The following is a 7,149-nucleotide window of genomic DNA, read 5'->3' on the forward strand; positions in this document are numbered from 1 at the left end:
ATTTAGCTTCATTTCATTATTTGAAAAGAGTAAATAAGGGGATTTTTCTTGAAAGAGATTTTAAACTTTAGAATCTCTATTTTATTATCATCTCTTTCGTTATTGTATTATTCCTGTTATCAATGAAAGATATAACGTACACTAAACTGAACAGAGTAAGTAGAGTTAAAGTTCTTATACTGAGTATAAGAGTCAGTCAATCTCTTACCACTACTCTTTTGGAAAGTATATCCTTTACCTACTCCTGTTCCACTTTCTCCATAAGCATCATAACCCAATAGATTAGAGCTATTTACAGTTTTATATAGTCCCCAATCCGAATTCAACAAATTCAAGAAATTCTTAATATCAACACCAAACTGAAGCGTATGACGTTTGCCACCTACATTCATGTAAAAATCTTGCATAAACTTCAAATCTAACTGATGATGCCAAGGCATAATTGCTCCACCACGTTCTACATATTGACCTTTGTGTTTCTTCAGATAACTATCCTGATTGATATATGCCCAAAAATCATCTTTCTGTTGATCGGGGGTATAAACTTGGCCATCCATCTTATAATCATAATATTTTCCATCCACACTATTCTTTGTCTTCTCAACAAATACCCAATCGTTCAATTCTTCTCTGGATCCTGGAATATACAACAGGTTATTTGCACCACCATCACCTACAATATTACCTGCAAATGTATATGAGTAACGTGAATAACCATATCCTCCTGCATATCCCATATTCATACCTTCATAAATTAAAGATAATGAAGAAGCAAAGTTTTTCGCATATTCTACGCGATAACCTGCAGAAGCTACAATACGATTAGGTGAAACATAAGTACCATATCCTGTTTCATGATCATTAATTCCATTTACAGAATAAGTATTTGTCTTATAGGCAGAAGTTACCTGGTCACCAATACCATCACTATATGATTTAACTTTTGAATAAGTGTAGGCAGCAGACAAATACAATCCAAAATCAAACGATTTAGCCAATTGAGCTGTAAAAGAATAATAATAAGCCTTATGGCCACCGTTTTCTATATAAAAGGCATTCTGTTTCGAGCCATTAACCCATGAAGGATCAGAATATTTCTTATATACATCTCGAGTATCATTTGGACTGAAAGTTGTGGTAGATTCTGAAGGCTTATATACTTTATTAGAAATCACAGCAGGATTTATGTCTTTACTGAATATACCTTCTATAGAAAAATCGATATCACCAGGAAGCTTAGCATCAAAAGCGATAGAAGTCTTCCATGTTGATGGCATCTTCAAATCTTTATCTATAATCGTCGGATCTGTTGGAGCCTTAATATCTGTAGTTCTTCCATTTGGATATAATTCATCCAACACTCCGGAAACAGAAGGCTGAAAATATGGTTTCAAAGTAGCTTTATTTACATTATAATAGTAATACTGATATTGACCTACGTTTGAATTACCAGCCGCTGAAACTAACCACACAAATGGCAAACGACCTACATAAATACCTGTACCTCCGCGAAGGACATACTTACGTTCTCCTGTAATATCCCAATTAAATCCAACTCGTGGAGATACTGAGATCTTTGCAGACGGTACCTGATCAGTAGAATAACTAACTCCACCAAAATCATATTTTGCAAAATCTTCATTGTAGTTATTTTTCAATGAAGGATATTTGGGCAATTCAAAACGAATACCTGCCATCAATTTGAAATTCCCACTTATATTCATCTGATCTTGTAGATACAAAGAATATTGCATCGTTTTCATTTCAGCTCTATACTGACTATAATCGGCTGCATTAGAATGTGTAATAGCAAATGCAGAAGGCAATTTATTATTCTTAAAACTATCCCAAGAATCATATACATAGAATCCATTACCTGCTTGTTGGAAACCGTTAGTTGCTTTATTGTACTCGAACTGGAAACCTCCTAAAAAGTTATGAATGCCTGTAGAATATGAAATCTCATCAGTAGCAACAAAAGTTCTCGCTTGAGCTAAATTTCCTACCGAGAAAATATCTGGCCCGATACGTGCATATACAGCACCATCTTTCAAAATATCAACAGTCGGGAAATCTGCCGCACCATCATAACTTCTTGGTTCATCCTGGAAAGAGTATGTCAGACGTGTCATGTTATTAAGTCTACCATCCAACCATTTAGAGTTCCATTCTGAAGCATAGGATGTGAAGTTGTACTCTTTAAAATAACGTGAATTCTCAAAATACATAGCACCATTACTAGCCACAGTACCCGATCCCTTTGAAATATTATCGACTGTTCCACCCGGATAAATATCAGATGCATATAAAGGTGAAGTTGAAGAAGTAGGAGCATTATTATCTTTAGAATGTGCACGTGTAAAACGGAAATTTAATCTATTATTATCATTAATATTCCAATCCAAACGAGCTACTAACTTATATGCAGGAGTTTTAATAGAATATCCCTGATAACGTCCCGGATCATAATTATATTTATCTATAAAATAGTTACGTATTTCATCCATATCTGATACAGTCGGACGGTTTATGTTGGCCGTACTAGATCCCCAATCATCTGTACTATTGATTCTAGCTTTACTAGCAGGACCTGCTGTCACATTATCTTCATATTCACCATTCACAAAGAAAAACAACTTATTCTTAATAATAGCCCCACCAAAGCTAGCACCATAAGTATAATACTGAGATTTCTCACGCACCAACTCCAAATCACCAACTTTATTACCTTTCAGTTTCTCATTATTAAAATAAGTATAGGCAGTTCCATAGAAATCATTTGTACCACTCTTAGTAACTGCATTGATAGATCCACCAGTAAAACCGCTCTGACGAACATCAAACGGAGTAACAGACACAGCGACTTGTTCCAAAGCATCTAAAGAAATAGGAGATCCACCACCAGGCAAGTTAGAACCAATGCCAAAGGTATTGCTAAAAGCAGCTCCATCCACCGTCACATAAGATTGACGGTAGTTACCACCACCTACAGCAAAACCGTTCCCGGTATTCGCTCCTTGAGGAGTGAGGCGCATAACATCATTCATACTACGGCTAACAGTAGGAATCATAGCCATTTGTTCTGCCCCAATATTAGTAATAACACCTGCACGGTCGCTCTTCATATTACTGTTTTTTGTAGCAGTTACTATGATTTCATCCAACAATTCAGAGCTTTCTTTCAAAGATACATTAAGTACATAATTATCTCCTAAGGATAAATTTATCCCCTTATAAATAGCCGTTTGATAACCAACATAAGAAATTTCAACTTTGTAAGGTCCTCCGGTACGCATTCCTTGAAGATTAAATTGTCCACTGACATTGGTCACAGTACCATAACGTGTTCCGGAAGGTTCATGGATAGCAATAATTGTTGCTCCAATAATCGGTTCATCTTGTGCTGTTACTTTACCACTCATACTTGCAGTAGTAACCTGCGCACTCATCGTGGCAGTAATTAGCAACATTACTACCGCTAGAAAAGATCGCGTTTTTTTTAACATAATGTAAATGATTAGTTATTACTAATTGTTTTGTTCATTAAACTGAGCACAAAGATAATTAATATTATTTAGATTTACATTACATTTATAATACAATATTTTAAGAGTGATAAACATTTCATCGTGAACAAAATGTAAAATCCTCTACAAGTATTTGTAGAGGATTTTACACTGAGACCCAAAAGATTATTGTATTTCCTAGCTATTACAATAGACTAGTCAGTCATTAACTTTCTATAACGAACACGTTTTGGTTCTTCATTACCTAAACGTTTCATTTTGTTTTCTTCATATTCCGAATATGAACCTTCAAAATAGAAGACATTCGAATCTCCTTCAAAAGCTAGAATATGTGTACAAATACGGTCAAGAAACCAACGGTCATGAGAGATAACAACTGCACAACCTGCAAAATCCTCCAAGCCTTCTTCCAAAGCTCGCAACGTGTTTACATCAATATCATTGGTAGGCTCATCAAGTAACAGCACATTGCCTTCTTCCTTCAAAGCCATCGCCAGATGCAGACGGTTTCTTTCACCACCGGAAAGAACACCGCAAAGCTTTTCCTGATCACCTCCAGAGAAATTGAACCGAGAAAGATATGCACGTGCATTTATATCACGTCCGCCCATACGAAGCAACTCATTACCACCAGAAATCACTTGATAGACACTTTTATCAGGATTAATATCCTTATGTTGCTGATCTACATAAGCTACCTTCACAGTCTCTCCTACCTCAAACTCACCTTCATCCACTGTTTCCAGTCCCATAATCAAGCGGAAAAGTGTAGTTTTACCTGCACCATTCGGGCCAATCACTCCAACAATTCCATTAGGAGGAAGCATAAAGTTCAAATCATCAAACAGTAGTTTTTCACCATATGCTTTTGCTACATGCTTGGCTTCAATCACTTTATTACCCAAACGCGGACCATTCGGAATAAAAATTTCCAACTTTTCTTCCTTCTCTTTTACATCTTCATTCAGCAATTTATCATATGAATTAAGACGAGCCTTACCTTTGGCCTGACGAGCCTTGGGAGCCATACGCACCCATTCTAACTCGCGTTCCAATGTTTTACGACGTTTGCTGACAGTTTTTTCTTCCATCTCCATACGCTTGGTCTTTTGCTCCAACCAAGAAGAATAATTTCCCTTCCATGGAATACCTTCTCCCCGATCCAATTCAAGAATCCATCCGGCAACATGGTCAAGGAAATAACGGTCATGCGTTACAGCAATTACAGTTCCTTCATATTGTTGTAAATGCTGTTCCAACCAATCAATAGATTCTGCATCCAAATGGTTGGTAGGCTCATCCAATAACAGTACATCTGGCTTTTGCAACAGTAAACGGCAAAGGGCTACTCGGCGACGCTCACCTCCGGAAAGATTCACTACCGGCTGATCTTCGGGAGGACAACGGAGCGCATCCATTGCACGTTCCAGTTTACTATCCAAATTCCAGGCATCAGTAGCATCAATTATATCTTGCAATTCTCCTTGACGTGCGAAAAGGGCATCCATTTTATCCTGATCTTCGTAATATTCAGGTAAACCGAATTTCTGATTAATTTCTTCATATTCCGCCAGTGCATCGACAATAGGTTGCACACCTTCCATTACTACCTCTTTAACAGTCTTTGCATTATCCAAGTGTGGCTCCTGTGCCAAATACCCCACAGAATATCCCGGAGAAAAGACCACTTCTCCTTGATAGGATTTCTCCAAACCTGCAATAATCTTTAGCAACGTAGATTTACCGGAACCATTCAGACCAATAATACCAATCTTTGCTCCATAAAAGAATGACAGGTAAATGTCTTTCAGTACATTTTTATTCGGTTGGAAAGCTTTGCTCACTCCCACCATTGAGAAGATAATTTTTTTATCGTCAGCCATATATTTATTATTGTATATTGTTGATAATCGCACAAAGATAAGAAAAATGTTTGAAATATTTTGGAGTTCCAAAAAATGTTTTTACCTTTGCACCCGCATTTCGGAAGAAAGCAATTTAAGGATTGATTCGCTAGCTCAGCAGGTAGAGCACAACACTTTTAATGTTGGGGTCCTGGGTTCGAGCCCCAGGCGGATCACTGAAAGAGAAGCCAAACGGCGACAAGAATTAGACAACTCCTACAATATCAAGGTATTGCAGGAGTTTTTCTTTGTATATAGTCCGTGACCAAAGACACGAAAAGGTCACGAAAAGACACACTTCTATGACCAATTCGTGACCAATACAAAATTCAGAAAAACAGGTCACGGAATGTCCAAAATTGGCTAACCTCTGTCCATATTTGTCCGGACTGCAAATATCTCATTTACAATCAATAAAAGTAATTTTGCAATTAAAAAAAATGAGATTATGAGAACAACTTTCAAACTATTATTTTTCGTAAAACGCAACGCAGCAAAAAAGAACGGTAATGCACCAATCATCGCACGCATAACCATCGACCAAATTGTATCGCAGTTTAACACCCAAATGGAGATAAATCCCGCTAATTGGAGCGTGAGCGCAGGAAAGGTAGCCGGAAGAAGTGCCGAAGCAATAAGTATCAACACCATGCTAGACAGCATCCGCAGTACCGTACACCAACATTATCATGCTTTGTTGGAACAGGACGGTTATGTGACCTCTGAACGGGTAAAAAACGCTTTTTTAGGTAAGATTGAACGGGGTAAAACCTTAATTGAGTTCTTTGAAATGCACAACGAGCAATATCTTCAAAAGGTAAAGATGAAGACCACTGATAAGACTTATTCACGCTATGAACTGACAAAGAAACGCCTTATCGAGTTTATGAAGTTCAAGTATTCGGTTTCGGATATGCTTATCAAAGAGATAAATGTTGTGTTCATTGATAATTTCCTGTTGTACATCAAAAATCATCATGGATGCAGCCACAACACAGCGATGAAGTTTATACAGCGTTTCCGTACGATTATAAACTTTGCCAAGAACACAGGGTTGGTTACTGCTGATCCTTTCGGGAATTATAGGGTTAAGTTTGAACAAACCGACAGGGATTATCTGACGATGGAAGAGATAACCACCATCTACAACAAGAAGTTTGCTTCTAAAAGGTTGGAACAGGTACGGGATTTATTTGTTTTCAGTTGCTATACGGCTCTCTCGTACATTGATGTATGCGAACTTACCCAAGAAAACATTCGCACTGCATTTGATGGCAATCTTTGGATTATGACCAAGCGCCACAAAACTAATGTTGCATCTAACATCCGACTGCTTGATGTACCCAAAGCCATTCTTGAAAAGTACAAAGACCAGTTACCAAACGGGATGATTTTGCCGATTATAAGTAACCAAAAAGTCAATGAGTACTTGAAAGAAATTGCGTCTATTTGCTCTATAAATAAGAGTCTTACATTTCATGTAGCACGTCATTCGTGCGCAACTTCTGTCCTGATAGCCAATGGAGTACCTATTGAAACGGTATCTAAAATCTTAGGGCATACCAATATTAGAACCACTCAAATCTATGCACGTGCGCCCAGATTGGTCGCTTAATAAATACTTCTATAGCAAGAAGTTAGGATTGGGTTCGATATAATCCTATCGTCAATCAGTTTATTCAAAGGGGAAACCTAATGGGGAGTGTAGCATACTGATT

Annotated in this window: 3 protein-coding genes and 1 tRNA gene; 2 read left to right on the top strand and 2 right to left on the bottom strand. The window is 37.4% G+C overall.

Going from position 1 to position 7,149, the window contains the following annotated elements; translation table 11 throughout:
* Positions 1-119: 119 nt before the first annotated feature.
* Positions 120-3,506 (bottom strand): carboxypeptidase regulatory-like domain-containing protein, encoded by a 3,387-nt coding sequence (locus tag PHO71_RS07795; protein ID WP_300201310.1) that lies wholly within the window; start codon positions 3,504-3,506, stop codon positions 120-122.
* A 215-nt stretch (positions 3,507-3,721) separates the two neighbouring features.
* Positions 3,722-5,410 carry an energy-dependent translational throttle protein EttA gene (ettA, locus tag PHO71_RS07800; RefSeq protein WP_300201312.1) on the bottom strand — a complete coding sequence of 563 codons (1,689 nt, stop codon included), beginning with the start codon at positions 5,408-5,410 and terminating at the stop codon, positions 3,722-3,724.
* 124 nt (positions 5,411-5,534) lie between these two features.
* Between ettA and PHO71_RS07805 the strand changes: the two genes are divergently transcribed.
* Both PHO71_RS07805 and PHO71_RS07810 read left to right on the top strand, forming a co-directional pair.
* Positions 5,535-5,607, top strand: a tRNA-Lys gene (locus PHO71_RS07805).
* 272 nt (positions 5,608-5,879) lie between these two features.
* Positions 5,880-7,046, top strand: a complete 1,167-nt coding sequence (locus PHO71_RS07810; RefSeq protein ID WP_300201315.1) for a site-specific integrase — start codon at positions 5,880-5,882, stop codon at positions 7,044-7,046.
* Positions 7,047-7,149: the final 103 nt, after the last annotated feature.

Origin of the sequence: Bacteroides sp. (assembly GCF_028690125.1) — a bacterium.
In the GTDB taxonomy this organism is placed as follows: domain Bacteria; phylum Bacteroidota; class Bacteroidia; order Bacteroidales; family Bacteroidaceae; genus Bacteroides.

Excerpts from the sequence above, each read along its gene's own strand:
- PHO71_RS07810 (WP_300201315.1), top strand. The coding sequence starts at position 5,880 with ATGAGAACAACTTTCAAACTATTATTTTTCGTAAAACGCAACGCAGCA.
- ettA (WP_300201312.1), bottom strand. The coding sequence starts at position 5,410 with ATGGCTGACGATAAAAAAATTATCTTCTCAATGGTGGGAGTGAGCAAA.
- PHO71_RS07795 (WP_300201310.1), bottom strand. The coding sequence starts at position 3,506 with ATGTTAAAAAAAACGCGATCTTTTCTAGCGGTAGTAATGTTGCTAATT.